The 24,721-nt window shown below is 38.4% G+C and carries 26 protein-coding genes; 16 read left to right on the top strand and 10 right to left on the bottom strand.

The window, feature by feature from the left end; all coding sequences use genetic code 11:
• Positions 1 to 363 precede the first annotated feature (363 nt).
• Positions 364 to 705 (top strand): DUF6370 family protein, encoded by a 342-nt coding sequence (locus tag QZ738_RS07885; protein ID WP_293786330.1) that lies wholly within the window; start codon positions 364 to 366, stop codon positions 703 to 705.
• A 197-nt stretch (positions 706 to 902) separates the two neighbouring features.
• Here QZ738_RS07885 and QZ738_RS07880 read toward each other — a convergent pair whose 3' ends face one another.
• The 3 genes from QZ738_RS07880 to QZ738_RS07870 form a co-directional block, all read right to left on the bottom strand.
• Positions 903 to 1,883 (bottom strand): polysaccharide deacetylase, encoded by a 981-nt coding sequence (locus QZ738_RS07880; RefSeq protein WP_293786328.1) that lies wholly within the window; start codon positions 1,881 to 1,883, stop codon positions 903 to 905.
• Between the two features lie 301 nt (positions 1,884 to 2,184).
• Positions 2,185 to 2,565: a GtrA family protein gene (locus tag QZ738_RS07875; RefSeq protein ID WP_293786326.1), complete on the bottom strand. Its 381-nt coding sequence runs from the start codon at positions 2,563 to 2,565 to the stop codon at positions 2,185 to 2,187.
• Position 2,566: 1 nt separating this feature from the next.
• Positions 2,567 to 4,207 carry a glycosyltransferase family 39 protein gene (locus tag QZ738_RS07870; RefSeq protein WP_293786324.1) on the bottom strand — a complete coding sequence of 547 codons (1,641 nt, stop codon included), beginning with the start codon at positions 4,205 to 4,207 and terminating at the stop codon, positions 2,567 to 2,569.
• Between the two features lie 83 nt (positions 4,208 to 4,290).
• On the opposite strand from QZ738_RS07870, the gene QZ738_RS07865 reads away from it, so the two are divergent.
• The 3 genes from QZ738_RS07865 (at position 4,291) to QZ738_RS07855 (ending at position 6,752) form a co-directional block, all read left to right on the top strand.
• Positions 4,291 to 5,007 carry a pyridoxine 5'-phosphate synthase gene (locus QZ738_RS07865; RefSeq protein ID WP_293786322.1) on the top strand — a complete coding sequence of 239 codons (717 nt, stop codon included), beginning with the start codon at positions 4,291 to 4,293 and terminating at the stop codon, positions 5,005 to 5,007.
• Positions 5,008 to 5,108: 101 nt separating this feature from the next.
• Complete coding sequence (locus QZ738_RS07860) at positions 5,109 to 5,999, top strand: DMT family transporter (protein WP_293786320.1); 891 nt, start codon at positions 5,109 to 5,111, stop codon at positions 5,997 to 5,999.
• A gap of 189 nt (positions 6,000 to 6,188) precedes the next feature.
• On the top strand, positions 6,189 to 6,752 hold the full coding sequence (locus QZ738_RS07855; protein WP_293786318.1) for a hypothetical protein: 564 nt from the start codon (positions 6,189 to 6,191) through the stop codon (positions 6,750 to 6,752).
• Between the two features lie 49 nt (positions 6,753 to 6,801).
• Here QZ738_RS07855 and QZ738_RS07850 read toward each other — a convergent pair whose 3' ends face one another.
• The 3 genes from QZ738_RS07850 to QZ738_RS07840 are packed head-to-tail and all read right to left on the bottom strand — an operon-like array spanning position 6,802 to position 9,054.
• Positions 6,802 to 8,124, bottom strand: coding sequence for a serine hydrolase (locus QZ738_RS07850; RefSeq protein WP_293786316.1), 1,323 nt, complete (start codon positions 8,122 to 8,124; stop codon positions 6,802 to 6,804).
• A gap of 4 nt (positions 8,125 to 8,128) precedes the next feature.
• Entirely contained in the window at positions 8,129 to 8,719 is a 591-nt protein-coding gene (locus QZ738_RS07845; RefSeq protein WP_293786314.1) for a DUF1700 domain-containing protein, read from the bottom strand.
• Entirely contained in the window at positions 8,716 to 9,054 is a 339-nt protein-coding gene (locus tag QZ738_RS07840; RefSeq protein WP_293786312.1) for a PadR family transcriptional regulator, read from the bottom strand. Before QZ738_RS07840 ends, QZ738_RS07845 begins: the two co-directional genes overlap by 4 nt.
• Positions 9,055 to 9,528: 474 nt before the next feature.
• Between QZ738_RS07840 and gcvP the strand changes: the two genes are divergently transcribed.
• A complete protein-coding gene (gene gcvP, locus QZ738_RS07835; protein ID WP_293786310.1) occupies positions 9,529 to 12,405 on the top strand; it encodes an aminomethyl-transferring glycine dehydrogenase in 2,877 nt (958 codons plus the stop codon).
• Positions 12,406 to 12,916: 511 nt separating this feature from the next.
• Positions 12,917 to 13,501 carry a YceI family protein gene (locus tag QZ738_RS07830; protein ID WP_293786308.1) on the top strand — a complete coding sequence of 195 codons (585 nt, stop codon included), beginning with the start codon at positions 12,917 to 12,919 and terminating at the stop codon, positions 13,499 to 13,501.
• Positions 13,502 to 14,010: 509 nt separating this feature from the next.
• On the opposite strand, the gene QZ738_RS07825 is transcribed toward QZ738_RS07830, so the two are convergent.
• Entirely contained in the window at positions 14,011 to 14,778 is a 768-nt protein-coding gene (locus tag QZ738_RS07825) for an MBL fold metallo-hydrolase (protein ID WP_293786306.1), read from the bottom strand.
• Positions 14,779 to 15,013: 235 nt separating this feature from the next.
• On the opposite strand from QZ738_RS07825, the gene recJ reads away from it, so the two are divergent.
• The 10 genes from recJ (at position 15,014) to QZ738_RS07780 (ending at position 22,090) form a co-directional block, all read left to right on the top strand.
• The gene (gene recJ / locus QZ738_RS07820) at positions 15,014 to 16,714 is read left to right on the top strand and encodes a single-stranded-DNA-specific exonuclease RecJ (RefSeq protein WP_293786304.1); all 1,701 of its coding nucleotides are present in this window, start codon (positions 15,014 to 15,016) and stop codon (positions 16,712 to 16,714) included.
• A gap of 47 nt (positions 16,715 to 16,761) precedes the next feature.
• Complete coding sequence (gene lptB, locus QZ738_RS07815) at positions 16,762 to 17,502, top strand: LPS export ABC transporter ATP-binding protein (RefSeq protein WP_293786302.1); 741 nt, start codon at positions 16,762 to 16,764, stop codon at positions 17,500 to 17,502.
• Positions 17,503 to 17,668: 166 nt separating this feature from the next.
• Complete coding sequence (locus tag QZ738_RS07810) at positions 17,669 to 19,186, top strand: GH3 auxin-responsive promoter family protein (RefSeq protein ID WP_293786300.1); 1,518 nt, start codon at positions 17,669 to 17,671, stop codon at positions 19,184 to 19,186.
• Between the two features lie 39 nt (positions 19,187 to 19,225).
• Positions 19,226 to 19,441 carry a hypothetical protein gene (locus QZ738_RS07805; protein WP_293786298.1) on the top strand — a complete coding sequence of 72 codons (216 nt, stop codon included), beginning with the start codon at positions 19,226 to 19,228 and terminating at the stop codon, positions 19,439 to 19,441.
• A 16-nt stretch (positions 19,442 to 19,457) separates the two neighbouring features.
• Positions 19,458 to 19,850: a putative toxin-antitoxin system toxin component, PIN family gene (locus QZ738_RS07800; RefSeq protein ID WP_293786334.1), complete on the top strand. Its 393-nt coding sequence runs from the start codon at positions 19,458 to 19,460 to the stop codon at positions 19,848 to 19,850.
• 15 nt (positions 19,851 to 19,865) lie between these two features.
• A complete protein-coding gene (locus tag QZ738_RS07795; RefSeq protein WP_293786296.1) occupies positions 19,866 to 20,273 on the top strand; it encodes a hypothetical protein in 408 nt (135 codons plus the stop codon).
• Between the two features lie 73 nt (positions 20,274 to 20,346).
• Positions 20,347 to 20,775 carry a YkvA family protein gene (locus QZ738_RS07790; protein ID WP_293786294.1) on the top strand — a complete coding sequence of 143 codons (429 nt, stop codon included), beginning with the start codon at positions 20,347 to 20,349 and terminating at the stop codon, positions 20,773 to 20,775.
• Positions 20,759 to 21,079, top strand: a complete 321-nt coding sequence (locus QZ738_RS21295) for a DUF2752 domain-containing protein (protein ID WP_367268569.1) — start codon at positions 20,759 to 20,761, stop codon at positions 21,077 to 21,079. Before QZ738_RS07790 ends, QZ738_RS21295 begins: the two co-directional genes overlap by 17 nt.
• Positions 21,080 to 21,087: 8 nt before the next feature.
• Positions 21,088 to 21,582 carry a CCC motif membrane protein gene (locus QZ738_RS07785; protein WP_293786292.1) on the top strand — a complete coding sequence of 165 codons (495 nt, stop codon included), beginning with the start codon at positions 21,088 to 21,090 and terminating at the stop codon, positions 21,580 to 21,582.
• A 97-nt stretch (positions 21,583 to 21,679) separates the two neighbouring features.
• A complete protein-coding gene (locus QZ738_RS07780) occupies positions 21,680 to 22,090 on the top strand; it encodes a BrxA/BrxB family bacilliredoxin (RefSeq protein WP_293786290.1) in 411 nt (136 codons plus the stop codon).
• A 290-nt stretch (positions 22,091 to 22,380) separates the two neighbouring features.
• Here QZ738_RS07780 and cdaA read toward each other — a convergent pair whose 3' ends face one another.
• From cdaA to folP, 3 genes are all read right to left on the bottom strand, one after another.
• Positions 22,381 to 23,172 carry a diadenylate cyclase CdaA gene (gene cdaA / locus QZ738_RS07775; RefSeq protein ID WP_293786288.1) on the bottom strand — a complete coding sequence of 264 codons (792 nt, stop codon included), beginning with the start codon at positions 23,170 to 23,172 and terminating at the stop codon, positions 22,381 to 22,383.
• Between the two features lie 110 nt (positions 23,173 to 23,282).
• Positions 23,283 to 23,648 (bottom strand): four helix bundle protein, encoded by a 366-nt coding sequence (locus QZ738_RS07770; protein ID WP_293786286.1) that lies wholly within the window; start codon positions 23,646 to 23,648, stop codon positions 23,283 to 23,285.
• A 173-nt stretch (positions 23,649 to 23,821) separates the two neighbouring features.
• Complete coding sequence (gene folP, locus QZ738_RS07765) at positions 23,822 to 24,676, bottom strand: dihydropteroate synthase (protein ID WP_293786284.1); 855 nt, start codon at positions 24,674 to 24,676, stop codon at positions 23,822 to 23,824.
• Positions 24,677 to 24,721: the final 45 nt, after the last annotated feature.

Genomic DNA, 24,721 nt, shown 5'->3' with positions numbered 1-24,721 from the left:
CCGAAAAATTTGTTAGGCCGGATTTAAGCGGAACGGAGATACGGTGCTACGGCCTAGCTACGCCGAAATGCATAGGTTCCGCAAGTCACTCATTAATAGACAATTGCAAAATAACGTCAATGGTAGCCGAGCTATCGGATTTATTTCAGGAACTATTGAGTAATAATTTAAATTTATATCGATTTGGGCGTTCCCCAAGCTACGCAAGGGGCGGGCTTTTCAGGGCTGCGCTTCGCTTCGGTACCGATGAAGGATCGGTACTAAACCCTTTCAATCCCTAACGCAAAACCCACCGTTTTAGATCAGACCTCACAGGTTTCAAAAACCTGCTAGGTTTCGTTATATTTGAAAAAAACGCAAATAATGAAAAAGTTAATATTCGCCCTTTTACTGGGTGCATTTTCAGTTGCTGCAAATGCTCAAACCAGTCCTCAAAAACCTGCGACTTCAAAAGTAATTACCAAACAGGTTGTTGATATTGCCTGTGGCGAGTGTCAGTTTAAAATGAAAGGTAAAGATTGTGAGCTGGCAGTTAAAATTGATGGCAAATCTTATTTTGTGGATGGAAAAGGCATTGATGATTTTGGCGATGCCCACGGCGAACATGGTTTTTGCAATGCGGTAAGTAAAGCAGAAGTGACCGGCGAGATTGTGAACAACCGCTTTAAAGCGAAAGAGATCAAGTTATTGCCGTTTAAGAAATAGTTTAGATAAAATACGTCACTGCGAGAAGGCTTTTTCAGCCGACGAAGCCTGCCTTGCTGTAGGCAGGCAATCTATTTAATAGGGATCGCTTGCATTAAAGATTGCTTCGTCGTTCCTCCTCGCAATGACGAAAATAATCAGCTTTGTGTTCTTTGTGGCTTTTTCCCTGTGTTCTCTGCGGTTAAAAACGTGATAGATTATTCAAATTCTTTCTCCAAACCCTGCCTTAAATCAAAAAGTAACCACTGTTTATTCTTAACATCGGTTTCTTTCGTCTTTAGCAACTGTATAAAATCCTTTACGCCTATTTCTTCATTTCCATTGCCGTGGATCAGTACAATGCTGCCCGCATTAGGTTGCTGTCCTTTGGCTAACCAGGCATCACTTCCGATTGGAATTAATCCGTAGGCTTCAATTCTTTCAACAATTTTTTTATCCGACACCAATCCCGGGAAACGGAAAAATACCGAAGGCGTTAAGCCGTTTTTTAACATCAGTTTTTCGTTTTCCAATACCTCTACATCCAGATTGGTTCCGGGAGCCAACAGGAAATTTTCGGCTAATGGCAGTTTATTTACTTCGTGGTTATAAGTATGGTTTACCCAGGTAATATCTAATTCCTTATTCTTCACTAAACTTTTTAACCAATTCAAATCATCCTGGTGTTTTAACATCCATTTACCCGAAACCGATACTGCAAGTGGCGCTGGCTGTTCCGTCCTTTTAAATTCATCAAAAACCGATTGGAAAATAATCCGGTCTAAAGCCTTATGCGAAGGACAAAGATCAATAGTTAAGGTAATGCCTTTCTCATTTGGGATTGCATGATCAATTCCCGCATTTTGCAATTGCAGATCTTTAGCTGCCGCTGCTTCCAAGGACTTGATATAAACTGTATTTTTAAAGATGGCGAGTACATTGGAATATTGTAAACCCCTGGTGCTGTAACGACTGGCCAGATCTACTTTGGTATCTAAAGTTTCAGGGTTTATCAGCAGTAAGTATTTCTGGTTACTTGCAGAAAAGCTTCTGAGCGCGATCAGTTGTTCATTGGCACGTGTTGCCAGACCAAAATTTACCCTATAGCGTTTAATATCTTCAAAATCTTGCGCAAAGATTTCAGTACAGAAAAAGCAGATACAAAAAACGCTGAGCAGTATAAATTTAGATAACTTCATATTTCCTTATTTAAAATCTTTCTAATTTAACGCAAATGGATTATCTTTACAAACATCGCCATGAACAAAGAAAAATTAAAATTATGGTTTAAACGGGTAGGGCTAGTGGGATTTTTGTTCTTCCTGATTAAAGGATTAATATGGCTTGTTGTATTCTATTTCATAGGTAAAAATGTGAGTTAAATAGTTCATTTGTTCACTGGTCATTTGTTTATTAGTCCGGACCAGTCGAGTAAATCTTTAGCTGACCGTCAATCCTGATCCGATTGCTATTGGATTTGTTTCAGGATCTTTTTGGTAACTACTTAAAAGTAAACAGCATATTCGCCAAAAAATTCCAGACAAATACGATTACAATGGCAAAAAACTTCGCCACGTAAAAGTTGGTTCCGTTTTTTCTTTGGTGAAATAAGTAAATGATAAAGGTGTTTAATCCTAAACCAATTAAACTCACGACCAAAAATTTGCTAAACTCTGTTCCCCAATGGCTATTGGTGCTTTCGAAAGTCCATATTCTATTGATGAGGTAATTATTGGTTACAGCTAAAGAAAAACCAATGGCATTAGCGATGTATTTATTGATTTTGATTTTCTCTTTGCACAACCAGGTTGCTCCGAAATCGATCGCCATTCCGAGCAGGCCGGTCAATCCAAATTTTATAATGCGGAAGAATAACTCCATTTTAATGCAGTTTAACCAGATAAAAATGTTCTAATAGCTGAGGACGCGTTTTAGCATTGATAAATTTAGGCGTTAGCTTGGTGATGTGATAATATTCGAACGATTTTAGCACTTCGGCACCATATTCCTTTTTCAATTTTGCCAGTTCAGATTCCGGAGTGTAAATCACCAGATTTTTTTCATCCTTAGACTTATTCAATTCCTCGTAACTCCAGAAATATTTCGGTTCGCCATTGGCATAAAAATCGAACGAATAAGCATCAGGGTACATTAATACCGAAGCTTTCGCCTCCGGATAATGCGCTTTTAGCCAATTTCCCGCTTCCATGCCTGCTTCATATTTCAGTACCGATGGATAGAAAAAGACCGATAGAAATATCATCAGGCCAACTGAAATCATCGCGCTTCTGGCCAGTAAGTTTTCGGTTTTTAATCCTTTGGATGCAAAAAAAGAAACTGCCAATAAAATGACTAAAACAGTAATTGCGATATAATTATGCTCAAAACCAAAAAAGATAGTAACGGCAGATAAAATCAAAACGATTAAAACGGCCAGTACATTTTGGATCGTAAAAAACACTTTCAGGCTTTTGCCTTGCGATTGCTGTATGTATAAAGCCGTAATGATGGCGAACTGTGGCAAGATGATCAAAATATAATGCGGCAGCTGGAATTTCGAAAGTGAAAACAATAAAAAAGTAATGGCTGCACTCGTCCAGATGATGATGCTTTCTGCGGGCAAAGTTATCCTGTTTTTCTTTTTGAGAAGATTAACCACAGCAGTATAAAACAATATCGACCAGGGTAAAAAAGCCCAAAGGGTTGTGTGTAGAAAGAATGAAACATCACCTTTGCCTTTTATTGGTCCGTTGTTAAAGAAACGGCCAAACTGGCTGTCCCAAAAGAAGAACTTTAAACCGGAGACACCGGTTTTTCCAAATACTACCTTTTCAGGGTGTAAGTCGAACTGAATATATAAAGTATATAACTCTGGAATAACAAAAATAAAAATCAATGCAATGGCAATCCACCATTTCAGCTTTAGCAACTGTTTCCATTGTTTGGTAAGCAACCAGTACACGATGAAGCCTCCAAAAACGGGGATTAATACAAATATGCCTTTAATCATGATGGCAAATGCAGCGAAAAATGAACCTGCAGCAATATGCCAGAAAGAACCCTGATGCGCTTTGTAATAATGATAAATGGCTGCCAAGGTAAAAGTGGTGATATACACTTCAGCACGCACATCGAAAGTAGAAATGAGGATGTGCAGCGAACTTAAAAAAATCAATGCACTGATCAATCCTGTTTTTTCATTATAAATGTCTTTTGCCAGTTGATAAAGGTACCATGCACCCAATAATCCAAATAAGAAGGAAGGAAGTTTATAGGCGAAGGCTGTAATCCCGAAAATTTTAAATGAAGCTGCGGCCAACCAAAAAGTAAGATGTGGTTTATCTAACCAATCTGCACCGCGAACATATATATTGATCCAGTCGTTCCGCAGTACCATATTTTTGGCTATAGATGCATAAAGTGCAGAATCGGGTTCCATTATGCCGCCAAAAAGAGCCGGCACACTAACCAGTGCAATAAAAGCGATTAAAATTTTATACAGTGTGGTCTCTTTTAAATTCATTTACAGGAAGCAAATATGAGCAAAAAAAAGTCAAATTTTTTTAAGGTTTAAGATTAACAGGGGCAAAGCCTTATCTTTGCTTTATGACAAAGTTATCGGTTAACATCAATAAAATTGCTACACTCCGCAACAGCCGCGGAGGGAATAATCCTGATCTGGTAAAGGTTGCATTAGACTGTGAACGTTTCGGTGCGCAGGGGATTACGGTGCACCCACGCCCTGATGAGCGGCACATCCGTTATCAGGACGTTTACGATTTAAAAGCTGCCATTGCTACAGAATTTAATATTGAAGGAAATTGCAAGGAAGATAAATTTGTTGATCTGGTTTTGGCCAACAAACCTGCACAGGTTACTTTGGTACCCGATGCTGAAGGACAGATTACTTCTAACCATGGTTGGGATACCATCAAACATCAAGATTACCTGAAAGAAATGGTTGCTGTTTTTCAAAACGAAGGCATCCGCGTTTCTATTTTTGTTGATCCGGTTGTAGAAATGGTTGAGGGAGCTGTTGAGACCGGAGCAGACCGTATTGAATTATATACCGAAGCTTATGCGCATAATTATTTTGCTGATCGCGAAAAGGCAGTAGTGAGTTATATAGCTGCAGCACATCATGCCAATAAATTAGGCCTGGGCATTAATGCCGGTCACGATCTGGATCTGCACAACCTGCATTATTTCGCACAAAGCATCCCAGGTTTATTGGAAGTTTCAATCGGCCATGCCTTAATTAGTGATGCACTTTATTTAGGCTTGGAAACTACCATCCAGAAATACTTACAACAGCTCGCTTAGGGTTTAACCACAAAGCGCACAAAGATGTACACAGAGCAAACAGAGCCTCTGTGAACTCGGTGTAAAACTCTTTTTCCAGTGGTTGAAATAAAAAATATATAATGCTTAAAGGAATTCTCCTTGTTTTTTTTGGTGCCTGTAGTTTTGGCATCTTATCTACTTTTGTTAAACTCGCCTATCACGAAGGTTATACTTTGGGGGATGTTACCGGTGTACAGGCTTTTTTCGGTGCGGTAATTTTATGGGTATTATTTTTCTTGCAAAGCAGAACTGCAGCTTATAAAGCTAAAGCTTTGCCTGCTAAAACACCCCGGTGGCAGATGATCATTGCGGGTACCTGCACAGGTCTGGTGAGTATTTTTTACTATCAATGTGTAAAGCTGGTGCCTAATTCGGTTGCCATCATTTTGCTGATGCAGTTTATCTGGATGAGTATTTTAATGGAGTACCTCATTTTCAAAAAGAAGCCTAGTGGTTTACAGCTCGCAGCTATCGTATTGGTTTTGGGTGGTACCGTTTTAGCCAGCGGAATGGCAGAAACCAGTTTAGGAAGCATGGATTTAAAAGGAATTGGTTTCGGTTTGCTGGCTGCATTATGTTATGCCGGCTTTTTGTTGTTGAGTGGTAGGATCGGTAATGAATATGTGCCGCTAAAGAAAAGTGCGCTGATGATTACTGGTGCCTGTATTTTGATTTTCATCATCTTTCCTCCTGCATTTTTGTTTAATGGAGCTTTGAGTGGAAGCTTACTGAAATGGGGATTGATTATTTCTGTTTTTGGCACCGTAATCCCGCCGCTGTTTTATGCCGAAGGTGTGCCGAGAATTGGTACGGCCATTAGTTCTATTTTGAGCGCTGCGGAATTACCGGTCGCAGTAATGATGGCTGGTTTTGTGTTGCAGGAACAGGTTTCGTTTTTAAGGTGGGTTGGGGTTGTAGTGATCTTATTGGCAATGGTTTTACCAAATTTAAATTATTTGAAAAAGAAGTAATCTTATTTTTACCACAAAGAAAATGGAGTTAGGCACAAAGGGCACAAAGCCGGGTTAATGTTTAACAATTAAGGGTGTAGGGTACTTTAAGTCTCCGTTCTCTTTGTGAAAACTTAGTGTGCTCTGTGGTTTATATTGGTAGCATATCAAAAAAATAAATAACTTTAAAAAAGCATAGCGCATATACACATGAAAAAACTTACTATTTATATCTTATCACTGATTATTATCAGCTTAACCGGATGTAAAACCAAAACCACCATCAACCAGGATGAGGCAGCTGAAGTAATTACCAACTATTTAAAAGCCAATCCGGAATATAAAACCACCAGGTTTAAATTTGGTGAGATGAAATTTAATAGTACGAACGATATGTTTGAACTGGGGAAATATAAATCTTTGGCCAGCAAAGGTTTGGTTATCTTAAGCTTAAAAGAAGCCAAAAAGAAATTTCTTTCAAAAGACAGCAGTTTTGTTTATCAGATTACCTTAACCGATAAGGCGAGTCCGCTGGTATTGAAACAGGATCGCGACAGGGCAACGGTAAAAGTGGTAGAATATGTTTTATCAGACGAGAAACCGGTGGATTTTGAGCAGGTGAACTCAAGTACAGCAAAGGTTACCGTATCACTGAAAATGACCACTACTGATTTCGAGCCTTTTGATAAGGATGCAAACAAAAACAGCAACTTTATTACCAAAACTTATAAATTAAAGTTAAGTAAGGATGAAGGATGGAAAGTGCAGAAATAAGCAGGTTAATTAGTATTAAACTATCCTGCCTATTGATGATGTAATCTGTTTATTCTTTTGTAAACTTAAATTCCTTGCCACCCTGTTTCAGGATCATTTGTTTTGCTGTGGGATTAAAGGATAGGATGATACCTGCATCTTCGAATGTAAACTCGTGATTACCTTTAGAGGTTAAATTTATTGCCGGTTGACCTGTGGCTTGCGCAATTAAGGTTGTATTTTCTTTGATAATGGCAATGGTAATCGGAACTGCCGTTGAGGCATAGGTGCCTATATATTGGTTTAAGTCAGCAGTGATTTGCTCAACTGTTTTAAAATCGGGAATTTGATAATCCTTATTAAAAACAGCGCTTAATACGGCCAGTGAAATAGAGTTATTATTGAAATTTGTAGCATTACTCGTTAAAGCATAGGCTATATCGCCATCACTAAAATAAGAGAATGTAGCGCTGAAACCATCTATACTACCCGAATGACCAAATCCGGCTTTGTCATAAAATGGAATAGCCAAAATGCCCATGCCGTATTTGTCCTTAACGGTTTTCATCTGTGCTAAACTGTTTTTAGAAATCACTTTTCCGCCAAATAATGCTATGCTGAATTTCACCAGATCGATCGGGGTAGAAACAATTCCGCCAGCACCTAGCGGAATAGAGCTATCAGTTTCATCCTCTAATTTCCAGTTCCCTTCAAAACGATAAGAGCTGGCTTCGTTACTTTTTGGATTTATTTTTTTGCCTAAAAAAGTATTTTTCAAGGCAAGAGGTTTAGCAATGTATTTGTCCATTATTTGCGCATAAGGCATTTTGAACGTTTTTTCAAGGATGTATGATAGCAGTAAATAGTTCGAATTGCTGTAATCAGATTGAGTATCCGGCTCGAAATCAATTCCGCCCTTATTGATTATTGCAATCATCTCTTTTTCGGTTTTTGGTTCTCTATGCCATTTTAAGAATTCCTCTTTGTCATCTGTAAAATCATGTATTCCGCTTCTGTGGTAAAGCAAATTCGCAATAGTGATTTTACCAGTATTTTTGATGTCCGGGAAAAATTTCTGTATCGTTTGATCCAGGTTGATCTTTTTCTCGTCAACGGCCTTGAAGATTAAAACAGCTGTAAAGGTTTTAGAGATTGATCCAATTCGGTATTTGGTGTTTTCGTTTGCTTTTTGCTGTTCATTTATGTTTGCGAAACCTAGTATTCGGTTGTAAATCAAATGGCCATTTTGAGCAATGGCTACACTTCCCATAAATTTATTGTATTGGCCAAGTGCATCAAAATAAGTATCCAGTTTGGTTTTATCAAAGGATTGTGAAAAGCTAAAATGAACCTTGAGAATGAGCAAGGTTAAGAATGTTAATTTTTTGATCATGATATTATTTGTTGATGGTTCTTTTTAATTTAAGGAGTAGGGTGATCATGAAGTAGAGTGCAATGGCTACGATAATCATTACAGGAATAAACCAGTTGCCCAAAATTTCATCTGCAGGGTTTACCAGGCCTTTTGAGAGGCCGATTATGAAAACTTCACCTGGTTTATAAAAAAAGCCTACCTGTGATGGATTCCATATTTTAGCACAGATTAAAAACACAAAACCAAACAGAAACAAGTAAAGTATAAAAAATATGATGTACGATATGCCATTGGTTAAATTGAGCAATAAAGCTTTGAAAACGTGTATCGGGTTAAATGTTCTGGTGGCTTCTGCTAATTTTTTATCAGCCACAAGTGGTTTGAGTATTTCCTCAGGTCTTCCTAATTTTTCTAATATATTAAGTAGCTTTTCTACTTCATTTCCGGCAGGATGTTCTTGTAGGTTTTCATAAATATGGCTGTTCAGTTCCATTAATATTTCATCCTGGTTCTGCTGATTGAGGCCTTTGACCTGTTTTCTTATTCTGTACAGATAATCCTGATAAATCCGTTCAGCCGACTGATCTTTAAATGGTATTTCTTTTAATTTCATTTCGTAATTTTTAATATGGATTGGTTCAGGTTATGCCAGTATTCCTCCATTTTGGTCACCGTGTTTTTCCCTTCGTGCGTAATGCTGTAATATTTTCTTGGGATGCCCGATTCTTGTTCCACCCATTCTGATATAATGAGTTTTTCATCTTTAAGCCGGTTCATAAGTGGATATAAGGTTCCTTCGGCGATTTCGATTTCCGTAATTTTTTTTATTTCATTGATCAGATCATAACCGTAATAGGCTTTTCCGCTTTTTAAAACATTGAGTACAATAAAGGATAAGGTTCCCTTTTTAACCTGCGATATCCATTTATGAATAAAGTCTTCGTTCATAGTGTAAAGGTATAACAAAATACATAGTATAACAATGTATATTTAAATTCAATTGATTTTTTTATTTAAATAGCTGAAAAAGAGTTGCATAATATCTAAGGATTTGATTTGAGTATTTGTTGCCGGGCACTGTTTCCCGCAATGTTGTTGTTGTTACATCCTGATAACAGTGGAAATCCTGTCTGGTTATCATGATTTGAATACGCTGCCATACATCGTAGCTCAGCATTAAAGGATTGTAAAAAGATGGAAATGGATGGCGGAAACAAACTTAAATTTTAATACCCCTACTGCTTTCCAAATAATTAAAATATCAGGTAAAAATTGTCGAAAAGTGTAACCTTGCTTTCGATTACAAATTCTATCTGTTTTGTCGCTTTAAAACGTAAATAGGACACCTTTTTTACACTGATTGATAGTGAAATACAGCTTCATTTTTGCTACCTTTGCACGCAAATTTATTATTCATACCGCATGGGCTTAAATATCCACTACAAGGAAGATTTTCAAAATCGTCATATTGCTCCTAATGAGGCTGATACAGCCGAAATGTTGCAAATTGTTGGCGTAAATTCTATTGACGAGCTGATTAAACAAACCGTTCCTACGGCAATCAGGTTAAAACAACCTTTAAATTTGCCGGCAGCGAAATCAGAAACTGAATATCTTGGTGCTTTAAAACAAACTTCATTGTTGAATAAAGTTTTCAAAAGCTTTATCGGTCAGGGTTATTACGATACCATTACTCCTGGCGTTATTTTACGTAACGTGTTTGAAAACCCGGGATGGTACACTCAATATACGCCATACCAGGCGGAAATTGCACAAGGCCGTTTACAGGCTTTATTAAATTTCCAAACCATGGTAATCGATTTAACCGGAATGGAAATTGCCAATGCATCTTTATTGGATGAAGGCACTGCAGCAGCAGAGGCCATGTTTATGCAATACAGTTTACGCAAAAACCAGGCGGCTAAAAAGTTTTTCGTTTCAGAATTACTTTTCCCTCAAACCATCGATATTTTAAAAACACGTGCCAATCCTTATGGCATCGAGCTGGTTATCGGAAGTCATTTAGATTTTGGGGCTACAGAAGAATTTTTCGGCGCAATTGTACAATATCCGGCCGGAAACGGTGAAGTTTTCGACTATGCGAACTTTGCATCAGCATTACATAGCCAAAATATTAAATTAACGGTAGTTGCAGATATTTTAAGCTTAACCTTACTAACGCCTCCGGGCGAGTGGGGAGCTGATGTTGTTGTAGGTACTACACAGCGTTTAGGAATCCCAATGGGTTTCGGGGGACCACATGCAGCATTCTTCGCAACCAAAGAACAATATAAACGTAACATACCTGGTCGTATTATCGGTGTGACCATCGATAGCCATGGTGATTATGCTTTGCGTATGGCTTTGCAAACGCGTGAGCAGCATATCCGCAGAGATAAGGCAACATCAAACATTTGTACGGCACAAGCCTTATTGGCTATTATGGCCGGTTTTTATGCCGCTTATCACGGTCCGAAAGGATTAAAAGCCATTGCGGAACGTACACATGGTTTGGCCATCAGTTTGGCATCTACCCTTAAAAATTTGGGTTACGAGCAATTAAATTCTGCTTATTTCGATACCATCCGTTTTGATTTAGGTGATTTAAAAGGTGGCATTCATGCTTATTGTTTAGACAATGAAATCAACTTACATTACGTGGGTAATACGATGACCATTTCTGTTGATGAAACCACCACTTTTGAAGACATTACTTTAATTGCTAAAATCTTTGCAAGAGCAAAAGGTATTGCTGGCGATCAGGTAGAGGTAGTAGAAAATGTAGAAACGGTTGTTCCGGCATCTCTACAACGTACTTCTGCTTATTTAACACACCCAATTTTTAATTCGCACCACTCGGAACACGAAATGTTGCGTTATATCAAATCATTGGAAGCAAAAGATTTATCACTTTGCCACTCGATGATTGCTCTGGGTAGCTGTACCATGAAATTAAATGCCACGGCAGAAATGATTCCGGTTACCTGGTCTCACTTCGGTCGCATCCACCCATTTGCCCCAGCCGATCAGGTATTAGGTTACTACTCAGTTTTTAACGAACTGGATAAGTGGTTAAGTGAAATAACCGGTTTCGCGGCAATGAGCTTACAACCAAATGCGGGTGCTCAGGGAGAATATGCTGGTTTAATGGTGATCCGTGCTTATCACCAAGATAGGGGGGATTTCCACCGTAACGTAGCCTTAATTCCGGCTTCTGCACACGGAACAAACCCTGCTTCTGCGGCAATGGCCGATATGAAAATTGTGGTGGTTAAATCTTTGGAAAACGGTAACATTGATGTTGAGGATCTAAAAGCGAAGGCAGAATTACATAAAGACAACTTATCGTGTTTGATGGTAACTTATCCATCTACACACGGAGTATTTGAAGAGAGCATTATCGAAATCTGCGAAACCATTCACGCTAACGGCGGACAGGTTTATATGGATGGTGCCAATATGAATGCACAGGTAGGTTTAACAAGCCCGGCCAATATCGGTGCTGATGTTTGTCACTTAAACTTGCACAAAACTTTCTGTATCCCTCACGGCGGTGGGGGGCCGGGTATGGGGCCAATCGGCGTGGCTAAACACCTGGTCCCTTATCTTCCAGGTCATGCTGTGGTTGATATTGACAAAGGAAAATCTATTTCTGCAGTTTCATCTGCACCATGGGGCTCAGCTTCAATCCTGATCATTTCTCACGCCTATATTGCAATGATGGGTGCTGAAGGTTTAACCAATGCTACGAAATATGCTATTCTAAACGCAAATTACATGAAAGCGCGTTTAGAGCAACATTATCCAGTACTTTATTCAGGTGCTCAGGGCCGTTGCGCACACGAGATGATTTTAGATTGCCGTTCATTTAAAGCTTTCGGAATTGAAGTAACTGACATTGCAAAACGTTTAATGGATTATGGTTTCCATGCACCAACGGTTTCGTTCCCGGTTGCAGGTACCTTAATGGTTGAGCCTACAGAATCTGAGCCTAAGCATGAGCTTGATCGCTTCTGTGATGCTTTAATTGCCATTAAAAAGGAAATAGATCAGGTAGAGAATTTAACTTTTGATAAAACGGATAATCCGCTAAAAAATGCACCTCATACGGTATCAGTGATTACTGCTGACAATTGGGACCATGCTTATAGCCGTCAAACTGCTGCTTTCCCACTTCCTTATGTGTTAGAGCGTAAGTTCTGGCCTTCAGTTGGTCGTGTGAATGATAGCCATGGAGATAGATCATTGATCTGTGCTTGTCCTCCGGTTGAAAGTTATTTGGAAGAAATAGTTCCTTAGGGAGGTAGAAGGCAGGAAGGTAGAGGGTTTAAGGTTTTTTGCAGGGTGCGTAAAGCATGCAGCAGAAAATTTTAAACCCTTTTCAGTTTATGGGGAGCAGCGCATTTTAAAGTATAGAATGGGACCTTCAACCTTAAGCCTTTTACCTTATACCTTTATTGGAAATGAATGTCGGTTTCACATCGGCGGCTACAGCCCCGCCATTTGCTTCAATCTTTTTGTAGTGTTTTCTCTTTCTTGTCGTCATTGCGAGAAGGAACGACGAAGCAATCTTTTACAGTAAGTGCCAACAACAAGGATTTCCGCTGCTGTCAGGTTTAGAATGAACGTTAGAGGGCTGAATCTCAACTGTAAACAATTTTCTACTCGATAAATTAAACCCTTACATCTTGCCACAGTCAATAGCATGATTTAAAATAAATCAGATTATTTTTCAAAAAACTTAACATAGGTCAACAACAAGAGATAGGTAGTTCATCTATATTTGTATCAAATTTTAAAAAACCAGAAAATGAAATTAAAAATCTCTTCAATTTTTTTATTAGTTGCAGTTGTTTCTTTATCAGCTTTTACAACTATTAAACCAGTAACTTATACAGTAGATGTAACAAAATCAACCATTACCTGGATTGGTAAAAAGGTAACAGGCTCACATAATGGTACAGTGGCTTTACAATCAGGTACCTTAGCTGTTAACGGTAAAAGCGTAACTGGTGGTACTTTCGTAATCGATATGACTTCAATTAAAGATGCTGACGGCAGCGCTAAATTAGAAGGTCACTTAAAAGCAGACGATTTTTTTGGTACAGCTAAATTCCCAACTTCAACTTTCGTAATTACTAAAGTTGCGGGTTCAGGTGCTAACGTAACGGTAACCGGTAATTTAACCATCAAAGGTATCACTAAACCATTAAGCTTCCCGGCAACTGTATCTGTTAATGCAGATGGTACAGTTTCAGCTTTAGCTGGTAAAATTGTGGTAGACAGAACTAAATACGACATTAAATACGGTTCGAAATCTTTCTTTGATAGCATTGGTGACAAAGCAATTGACGATAACTTCGAATTGTCTGTAAAATTGGTAGCTAAAAAATAATTTTTCCAGTCTCGGAAAATTCGAAGCCTCGGCATTTGTCGGGGCTTTTTTCGTTTAACCGCAAATCACGCTAAGGTTAACCACATAGGACGCTGAGTTTTGCACAGAGAAGCGTAGAGTTTATTAATAATACTAAATATGCACCCAACTCTGTTTACTTTGTGTCTTTCTCCGTGGCCCTTTGTGGTAAAAAAAAAACGCTGCGCGCTTAGCGCTTCCTTCTTTGCGTGCTTTGCGAAAAAAAAATAGAAGGGCTTAAAGGCTTCGGCATATTAAGAAACAGAAAATTGCAAAGTTCAAAGATCTCTCCCCGCCTGTACGGGCAAGGCCTGTCCGCACAGGCGGGCATTCCACTGCGTTTCAGATGACGGAACGACGTAAGTGCACGCCGAAATAAAAATATATTGATTCTTACATTTCAATGCACAACAAAACCATTATGAAGTTGTTCACCCTAAACCCTAAACCCTAAACCCTAAACCCTAAACCCTAAACCCTAAACCCTAAACCTACCTAATCTTAAATCCACCTTCAACAGCATCCACAAAACCAGTTGCTACACTTTTTCCATGGTAGAACAAACATTCCCAGTTTTCTTCTGCGGCTCTTTTCCCAAACTCTTTTCGTAATTCCATTGCTTGGCGACCGTCGAAATCATATTTGGCAATAAAATTTTTAACCAGTTCTTCAGGTTCAGGTAAAACATCGCCACCAAAAAATACTTTTTGATTGCCTTCTGTTAAAAGAAAAACCTGGTGGTTTGGGCAATGCGCCCCGGTAAATTCGTAAGCAATGGTTTCATCCAAAGCACCATCACCCTCCACAAACTTCAATTGTGCATTGCGCTGAACGAAATCGAAAATATCGGTATGGTAAGATGATGATGTGCTACTGAAAGCAGTTTCCCATTCTCCCCGGTTAATTACATATTCTGCAGCAGGGAAACTTAATTCTACTTGATCATTGCTTTTTTTATGGATCATACCACCAGAATGGTCGTAATGTAAGTGCGACATTAAAACTTTGGTCACATCAGTGGGATCGAAACCTGCATTGCGAATGTTTCGATGTAAAATCAGTTCGCCCTGGTCATCACTAAAACCTAAACCCGTATCGAAAAGTATGAGGTCGTTTTTCAGCTCAACCAAAAAAGGCTGTACATTGATGAATAATGAAGCGGGTCTGTCTTTAAAACTGTGTATAGCGGAATCGAAAGGCACAAATTTCTTTGTTGCATCAACTGAATATGTGCCTTCGAATAAGGTGTGTACTTGCAAAATATGAATCTTTTAATGTGTGTACAAAGGTAACAATCTAAAAATTAGTATTTATCATAAAGCCAGGTCTAATCAATTTCAACAGGGCTTTTCAAAATGATATGATTAAAACCACATTCGTTATTGGAATAAAATTTAACTTTTTCTGTTTAAATGCTTTGTAAAGCATTACGCTAAAGTTTAGCGCCGTCATATCCAATTAAAACGTATATTTACTGTTCGGAGACAGTATAAAATGGAAAAAAGATGGGTACTTGCGTCAGATTGTAATGATGATACGGTAACAAAAGTAGCACAACAACTTAACATAGACCGCTCATTGGCACAGATTCTCGTGCAGCGGAATGTATGTGATTTTGATCAGGCAAAAGATTTCTTCAGACCAGATCTTAATCACCTTCATAATCCTTTTTTAATGAAGGATATGGATATTGCTGTTGCCCGTATTGAAAAGGCATTGGGTAACCATGAAAAGATATTGATCTATGGTGATTACGATGTGGATGGTACCACTTCGGTTGCTCTGGCCTTCAGTTTCTTCTCCAAGCTCACTCAAAATATAGAATATTACGTCCCAGACCGTTATCTGGAAGGCTATGGCATTTCTATTGCCGGGATTGATTATGCCAATGAAAATGGGTTCTCCTTAATTATCGCGTTAGATTGTGGTATAAAATCAATCGATAAAATTGATTACGCTAATCAACTGGGGATCGATTTTATTATCTGCGATCACCATTTGCCGGGAGATGAACTTCCTCAGGCCATTGCAGTTTTGGATCCTAAGCGTGCCGATTGTGCATATCCGTTTAAAGAACTGGCTGGCTGTGGCATTGGTTTTAAATTGGCGCAGGCTTACGCTCAAAAACATCAGCTCCCAAAAGAAAGTTATCTGCAATATTTAGATTTAGTGATGGTGAGTATTGCAGCCGATATTGTGCCTGTAGTAGGCGAAAACAGAATTTTAGCGTACTATGGGCTGAAAAAACTAAATTCCAACCCTTGCGAAGGTCTACGCGCCCTGATGGAAGTTTCGGGCAAAACCGAAAATTATTCCATTACCGATGTGGTTTTTACATTAGGTCCGCGGATTAACGCCGCTGGCCGGATCGATCATGCAAAACATGCCGTGGCCATGTTACTCTGCCAGGTTGATGGTAACGCATTGGAACAGAGTGAACTTATCAATCTAAAAAATACCGAACGTAAAACCTACGATCAGGACATTACCCGCGAAGCTTTGGCATTAATTGGCGCCAGTGAAATCCTCATCAACAGAAAAACAACTGTGGTATTTAACGAAAACTGGCATAAAGGAGTTATCGGAATCGTGGCTTCGCGTTTAACAGAGAAATATTACCGCCCAACCATTGTACTCACTAAGTCTAACGGGCATGTTGCTGGTTCGTGCCGATCGGTAGTGGGTTTTGATTTATATGAAGCTTTAAGCGGATGTGCACATTTATTGGATCAATACGGTGGACATAAATTTGCTGCTGGTTTAACTATGCAGGAACAAAATGTAAATGCCTTTGCCGATAAATTCGAAGAAATTGTATCGGCTAGCATTACCGAAGAGCTACTTACCCCCATGATCAGGATTGACGCCGAAATTAAACTGGCACAGATAGATGGTAAATTTTTCCGCGTTTTATCGCAAATGGGGCCATTTGGACCAGAAAATATGGCGCCAATATTTGTTACCCATAACGTATATCTTGCTCAGCATGCCATGGCGGTTGGTCAAAATCATTTGAAAATTAGCATTAAACAACAAAATTCGCCTATTTTTGAGGGCATTGCATTTGGTTTGGCAGAATTTCAAAATCTTTTACAACCAAGGGTGCCGTTTTCTGTTTGTTATACGTTAGAAGAGAACGTATGGAGAGATAAGAAACGTTTGCAGTTAAATATTAAAGGAATAAAAGTAAATTAATTGAAACCTTACAGGTTTTTAAAACCTGTAAGGTTTAGCTGATAAATATGATATTAAGAGCCGAGAATCTCGTTAAAAAATATAAACAGCGTACTGTTGTTAACAATGTTTCCTTTAACGTAAGTCAGGGAGAAATTGTTGGTCTTTTAGGCCCAAACGGTGCGGGAAAAACCACTTCCTTTTACATGATCGTAGGTTTAATCAAACCGAATGAAGGGCGGATCTTTTTAGAGGAAGAGGATATTACCGAAGATCCGATGTACCGCAGGGCGCAAAAAGGAATCGGTTATCTGGCACAGGAAGCATCTGTTTTTAGAAAACTTACCGTAGAGGATAATATCCTGGCCATTTTGGAAATGAGTAACTTGACTAAAGAAGAGCAGCGTGATAAACTGGAAGAACTGATCAATGAATTTAGTTTACACAAAGTGCGTAAAAATCGTGGCGATTTATTATCTGGTGGTGAACGCCGCCGTACCGAAATTGCCCGTGCTTTAGCTGCAAACCCTAATTTTATTTTGCTGGACGAGCCCTTTGCCGGGGTAGATCCTATTGCGGTAGAGGAAATCCAAAGTATTGTAGCGAAACTGAAGCATAAAAATATTGGTATCTTGATTACCGATCACAATGTTCAGGAAACGCTATCCATTACTGACAGGGCATATTTGCTTTTCGAAGGAAAAATCCTGGAGCAGGGTGTTCCGGAAGTGCTTGCTGAAAATGAAATGGTGAGAAAAGTATATCTGGGCTCGAATTTCGTGTTGAAACGTAAGAAATTTGATATTTAGAATAGTTAACAAACAAAATTCAACCTGGCGTGTTGCCTAATCGCAACATTAAACCAAAAGCTATTAATTTTATTGTGCATAAAAATCGCTGTGTGTCTCCGCGTAATCAATTCGTAAGTATGAAAATCTCTGACAAAACGAGGGTCATTCACTTTAACATTTAGAGATGGCAATTGTAAATTCAATTTTTACCTGGTTAATGAAAAAGCGGATCCACCAGATCGAGCTTTTTATGAAATATCCGCACGATGTTCAGGAAGAATGGTTTCATAGCTTGATTGATAGTGCAGAAAATACTGAATGGGGTAAATTGTACGACTATAAATCAATTTTAACGCAGCAGCAATTCCAGCAGCGTGTTCCCATTCAAAACTACGATACCCTGAAACCTTACATTGAGCGTATGCTTAATGGTGAGCAGAACATTTTATGGCCGTCTGATATCAAGTGGTTTGCAAAATCATCGGGTACCACGAGCGACAGGAGTAAGTTTATCCCCGTTTCTGAAGAATCGTTGGAGGAGTGCCATTTTAAAGGCGGGAAAGATATGCTTTCCATCTATTGTAATAACCGGCCCGACAACCAGATGTTTACCGGAAAAGGTTTGGTTTTAGGTGGTAGCCATCAGGTTAACCAGTTAAACGAAGATTGTTTTTATGGTGATTTATCGGCTGTACTGATTAAAAACCTTCCGATATGGGCCGAATATTACCGCACACCCGATATGTCTATCGCACTGATGGACAATTACGAAATCAAAATGGATAGAATGGCAGAAGCCACCATTAATGAAAACGTAACCAGTATTTCAGGCGTACCAACCTGGACCATCGTATTGGCGAAAAAAGTACTCGAACTTACCGGAAAGCAAAATTTATTGGATGTTTGGCCTAACCTTGAATTATATATCCACGGGGCAGTAAATTTTGCGCCTTATCGCGAACAGTTTAAACAGTTGATTCCTTCCGCTGAGATGTACTATCTGGAAACTTACAATGCATCGGAAGGCTTTTTCGGTATTCAGGATCAGGACCACTCGGAAGAAATGTTGCTGATGCTGGATTATGGGATCTTCTATGAATTCGTGCCGATGGAAAATATAGGAGATGAAAATCCTAAGGCACTACTGTTGGGTGAGGTAGAATTACGTAAAAATTATGCTATCGTTATTTCTACAAACGGTGGTTTATGGCGATACATGATCGGCGATACTGTCCAGTTTACCTCACTTTCTCCATACCGTATAAAAATTACCGGACGTACTAAACACTTTATCAATGCCTTTGGCGAAGAAGTGATTATTGATAATGCAGAACAGGCCTTAACTAAAGCCTGTCAGCAAACGGGTGCTGAAATTAAAGATTATACTGCCGGGCCGATTTACTTCAAAGATGAAAAAGCAGGCGGACATGAATGGATCATTGAATTTGATAAGCAGCCCGATGATTTCCAAAAATTTGTGGATGTGATGGATCAAACCTTGCGCGAGGTGAATTCTGATTACGACGCCAAACGGTTTAAAGATATGGCGCTGGCCCGTCCTAAAGTGCATAATGCTCCTGCCCATACTTTTTACAACTGGTTAAAGGCGAAAGATAAATTGGGTGGACAACATAAAGTGCCCCGTTTAGCCAATGAGCGCAAATACGTAGATGATATTTTGGAGATGATGAAATCTTCTTAGCATATATTGATTATATTTGTTTTAGTTCATAAGAAAACTATGGAAGCTACAGGAAAATTAACAAACGTTCAGTTAGAGTTATTAAAATTATTTCAATATAATTTGCCTGATGCTCAACTAAATGATATTAAAGAGATGTTAGCAACGTATTTTGCTAAATCTGCGTCCGATGAGATGGATAAACTCTGGCATGATAACAATTGGGATGACAATACAATTGAATCTTGGAAGAACGAACATTTAAGAAAAAAATAATCTAGTTAAAGTTGTACTGGATGCGAATATACTTCTTGTTTCAATTCCTAAGAAATCAAAATACAGAGCAATTTTTGATGCATTGCTTGCTAAACGTTTTGATGCCGTGGTCAGTTATGATATCCTTTCAGAATATGTCGAGATTTTAGAACAAAAAACAAATTTTCTTGTAGCAAGTAATATTGCTGAGTTGTTGCTAAACCTTAAAAATGTAGAAAAGGTAGATATATATTTTGAATGGAAACTTATTTCGTCAGATTTAGATGATAATAAGTACGTAGATGCTTACGTGTGTAGCAATGCTGATTTTATCATTACAAATGACAATCATTTTAAAATCTTAAAACAAATAGAATTCCCTAAAGTTAAAGTATTAACAATTGATGAATTTTTATCATTGATTGGATAATATCGTTACTCAATCATGAAAAATATCTTGTTTTTTTTCTTTGTTTTGGGATTGTCTATTTACCAATCAAAAGCCCAATTAAAAGAAAGCTACAAAGCACAGATTGCCTATAAAATTGTAGAAACCTCTCCTCGTTGTAAACAGCTTACCAAAGGGCTCTACGAAAGAGTTGTTAAAAATGGGGGTACCTCTTATGGCATTATGCTCGAAAGTAGTCCAAATCCTAAAACAGATCCATCTCAATCTTACTCACAAAATTATAATTTTAACCTGCACGAAAGTTATACCGATAGGATGCCTATTTTAGCTCGGTTTGTATTTGATCCAAAAAGGCAACAGCTTTACGAAGAAGATGTGGTAAACAATAAACTGATTGCTATCGATTTTGACAAAAAGTTATTGAAACTTTTTAATAAGAAGTAAAGTTTCAGGCTGTTGACAAATGAGCAGAAGACAATGACGACACTTTTGGCCGTTAATTTGTAAAGCGTTAATTATGAAATTGAACAGAAATAAAATACTTGGTTTTTTTAAGAAATCGCAAAGTAAGGCCTCGGTAATTTTGGGCGACAAGACCAAAGCAAGTAATACCATAAAAGATGCTTTGGGTAAGGCGGTAACCAACAAAGGAGATCTGGAGGGAATTTGGTCGAAACTGGTTCTGCTTTTTGCGGTAGCTAAAGACTATGTAAATGGCGATTATACCGAAATCCCGAAAAGATCGATCATTGCCATCTTAGGAGGACTGATTTATTTCCTATCCCCAATTGATGTCATTCCGGATTTTGTTCCTGTTCTGGGCTTTATTGACGACATATACATCTTAAATCTGGTATACAGACAGGTACTCAAAGATTTGGAAAAATATAAAAACTGGAAAGATGCACAAGGAAAAGTAATTGATATAAATGGCCCAACCGCATAAAAGTTTTTTAGAATGGTTGGGCGAACACCTCTTTAGTTGTCCTTTTAAAGCCCATTTCGGTATTGATTGCCCAGGGTGTGGCCTGCAGCGCTCCGTTCTGGCATTATTTCGCGGTGATTTAGCTGCATCCTTAAAGTTTTATCCTGCAACAATTCCCCTTATTTTTGTGGTAATGTTCACTCTTATTCATCTAAAATTAGATTTTAAGTATGGCGCACAGCTGATTAAAATCATCTTTGCAGGAGTTGCAGTAATTATTTTAATCAACTACATTTACAAAATATACACTTACCAATTGATCTAAATATAGCTATGTCAGAAGAACAGGAAAACCCTCAGGAAAATAAACCTATTGATCTTTCAAAGAATCAGAATCCCGAACCAGCACCTTTTCAGCCTCTTGATCAGGGACCAGCAACCCCACCACCATTCCAGCAGCCGCCGCCCTTTCAGCAACCACCGCCATTCGGTCAGTTTGGAGGAGGTTTTGGTCAGCAAAATTTGCCAAATGCTACTGCCGCTCTTGTATTGGGCATTTTAGCAATTCCGGCTTGTTGTTTTTATGGCATATTCGGATTAATATTTGGCGTAATCGCCTGGATATTAGGTGCCGGCGATATGAAAAAATATCAGCTCAATCCTAATTTATATACCGAGTCATCATATAAAAATGCAAAAGCAGGTAAGATCTGTGGAATGATCGCAACCATTTTAAGTGCATTATTTATCGTGATCTTCATATTGATTATAGCTGGTGCGATTACCAATCCTCAAATGTTTGATAATTTTATAAAAGGGATGAAATAGGTCATTAATTTTACCTTAAAAATATAAATCGAATGGTGCATGCCATTCGATTTTCTTATTTTTGTAAAATTGAAATTGTAAATAAAAAACTAAGATAATGTATCCAGAATATTTAGTAGAGCCAATGCGTAAGGAATTAACGAACGTTGGTTTTCAAGAGTTAAAAAATGCAGCAGACGTAGATCAGGCCATTAAAGGCGAAGGAACAGTGTTAGTTGTTGTGAATTCAGTTTGTGGCTGTGCAGCAGCAAATGCACGTCCGGCAGCTCGCGCAGCCGCCGCACACGAAAAACATCCTGATAAATTGGTTACTGTTTTTGCTGGTATGGAAAAAGAAGCAGTAGATCAGGCTAGAAGTTATATGATGCCTTTCCCGCCATCATCTCCCGCAATGGCTTTATTTAAAGATGGTAAATTGGTTCATATGATCGAACGCCATCAGATTGAAGGCAGGCCGGCACAAATGATTGCCGATAACCTGATCGGTGCTTTTGAACAATACTGTTAAAATTGATTACACAGATTGAGGGGATTACACCAATAAAATGATTCATGAAATTATATTGAAAAGGTGAATGGAAGCATTCGCCTTTTTGCATTTAATAATCTCCGTCATCTAGAGCCGAGTGTAACGTAGTCGAGAGATTTATGGAGATAGATCCGCACCTGGTCTAAGGGGCGCTAAGACTAGAGAAGCTACTTCGTGGTCAGCATCTTTCTACCATTAAGACCCTGAAATAAATCCGATTGCTATCGGATCAGGGTGACGGCTTGAAAAAAAAATCTTCAATCAGTGCTTTAAAAATCCTTATTCAGCAATTTTTCTAATTCTCCGAAAGAAACATTCATCCGTACACGGCCTTGTTTAGCGTAAGATATCTCTCCGGTCTCTTCCGATATAATTACGGCGACAGCATCAGTCGTTTCCGAAACGCCGATACCTGCCCGGTGCCTTAAGCCAAATTGTGGGGGCAACTGGTCGTTATCTGTTAAAGGCAAGATGCAACTGGCGCTTTTAATTCGGTTTTCAGAGATCACCACAGCACCATCGTGCAATGGACTGTTTTTCTGGAAAATGCTTTCCAATAAACGTTTCGATATTTTGGAATCAACCAATTCGCAGCTATTGGCAAAAAACTGTTCGTCGTAAAATTTAACAAATACGATTAAGGCTCCTGTACGCGTTTTCTTCATGCTTTTACAAGCATCGATAATGGGCTTTATACGGGTTAAATTGTTCCTTTCAATTTCTTTACGGCCAAATAAGTAGCCCCACCAGGCTTTGTTTTTTTGTAAAAAAGCATTCTTCCCGATCAGTAAAAGAAAGCGCCTGATCTCCGGATGAAAAATTACAATCAAGGCAATAATCCCCACGCTCATAAACTTGTCTATAATGGCAGTCAATAATTCCATGTGCAGGGCTTTTACTATCCAGTAAAAAACGGTGATAATAAACATCCCAACCAACAGATTAACGGCCAATGTATTGCGGATTAGGGTATAAACGTAGTAAATTAATAAAGCCACCAAAATAATATCAACGATATCAGTTGGCGATACTTTAAGGAAGTCAAAATCAAAACCTTTCATTATTGGCAAGATAGCAAAACGGATTCCAGTTTACAATATTAGATTAACCGTTTAAAGTTTGGTTAATTGTTTAAACTGGTTAATTGGTTAAATGTTTGGGAGTATAAGAATTAATTCTTTAATATTGATTTGCGTAATGCATTTAGCTTGTTTGTTAATTCATCAAGTTTCAACCTGAATGAAGTATACTCTTCTTCATTTATATACTCCAAATCATAAGCTCCAATAATGTGATTAATGGTTTCTATTGCACTAGAATAAGACATGGATATAAAATGTGCCTTGTCCTTGGAAGTAATTCTAGCTGAACCTTCTGCTAAGCAATCACCAATACTGCTTGCAGATCTTTTGATCTGACTTGTTAAGCCAAATGTTTCATCTTTAGGGAATTTTCTAGTTAAATTATAAATGTCTTTTCTAAAAATTCTGGCTTTTTGCCAGGTTTCTAATTTCTCAAAGGAATATACATGCATCATAATTAAATTTAAGTGTTGACGTCAGCCAACAGAGGTGTCGTTTAAGATGAATTTACGGCTTTAAGTGTACATACTCAATTAATTTACTTATTACATGAGTTCAATCAATAAATTTGAAGTATTTCAATAGCTAGTCAATAATCCTCAGTTAACCGATTTAAACAATTAACCGATTAACCTTTTAACTTCTCCACCAACCTTACACACTCAATCGCTTCTTTTACATCGTGTACCCTTAAAATCCCGGCACCCTTTTGTAAAGCAATCGTATTGAGTACAGAAGTTCCGTTTAGCGCTTCTGCTGCAGTGATACCTAGTGTTTTATAAATCATTCCCTTGCGAGAGAAACCTGCTAAAACAGGGAGTTTGAAAATTTTAAATGCTTCCATCTGTCTGAGCAGTTCGTAATTATGTCCGATAGTTTTTCCGAAGCCGAAACCAGGATCAATAATGACGTCATGAACATGCAGGGCCTTAAGTGCGGCAACTCTTTTTGACAGATTATCTATTACCTCTAGCAATACATTGTTATATGTAGGATTTTGTTGCATGTTTTGCGGAGTTCCCTGCATGTGCATCATAATATAGGGGACTTGTAGCTTCGCTACTGTTTCGAACATCTGCTCGTCCAGATTGCCAGCGGAAATGTCGTTAACGATGTGCGCACCTACGGCAATGGTTTCTTCAGCAACCTTCGCTCTGAAGGTATCTATGGAAATAATGGCTTCCGGAAAAGTTTTTGTCAAACTTTCTACCACCGGTATCAAACGGTCCGTCTCTTCATCGACAGAAATATCCTTAGCGCCGGGCCTTGATGAATAACCGCCAATATCAATAAATGTAGCACCCTCATTTAAAAACCGGGCTGCTTTGTTCAAGGCTTCATCTATCGTTTTTGTACGGCTGTTGCTGTAAAAGGAGTCGGGGGTAATGTTTAAAATCCCCATTACTTTTGGCGAGCTTAAATCAATAAGTCTGCCTTTTATATTTAAGCTTTGTTTGGACTCAAAAAAGTTTTTTTCTGCCATAATAAACCCTTTCGGGATTTGGGTTTCGCTTTAAAAATGTATCTT

Origin of the sequence: uncultured Pedobacter sp. (assembly GCF_913776295.1) — a bacterium.
Taxonomy (GTDB): domain Bacteria; phylum Bacteroidota; class Bacteroidia; order Sphingobacteriales; family Sphingobacteriaceae; genus Pedobacter.
This window is presented reverse-complemented; position numbering and strand designations above follow the sequence as displayed.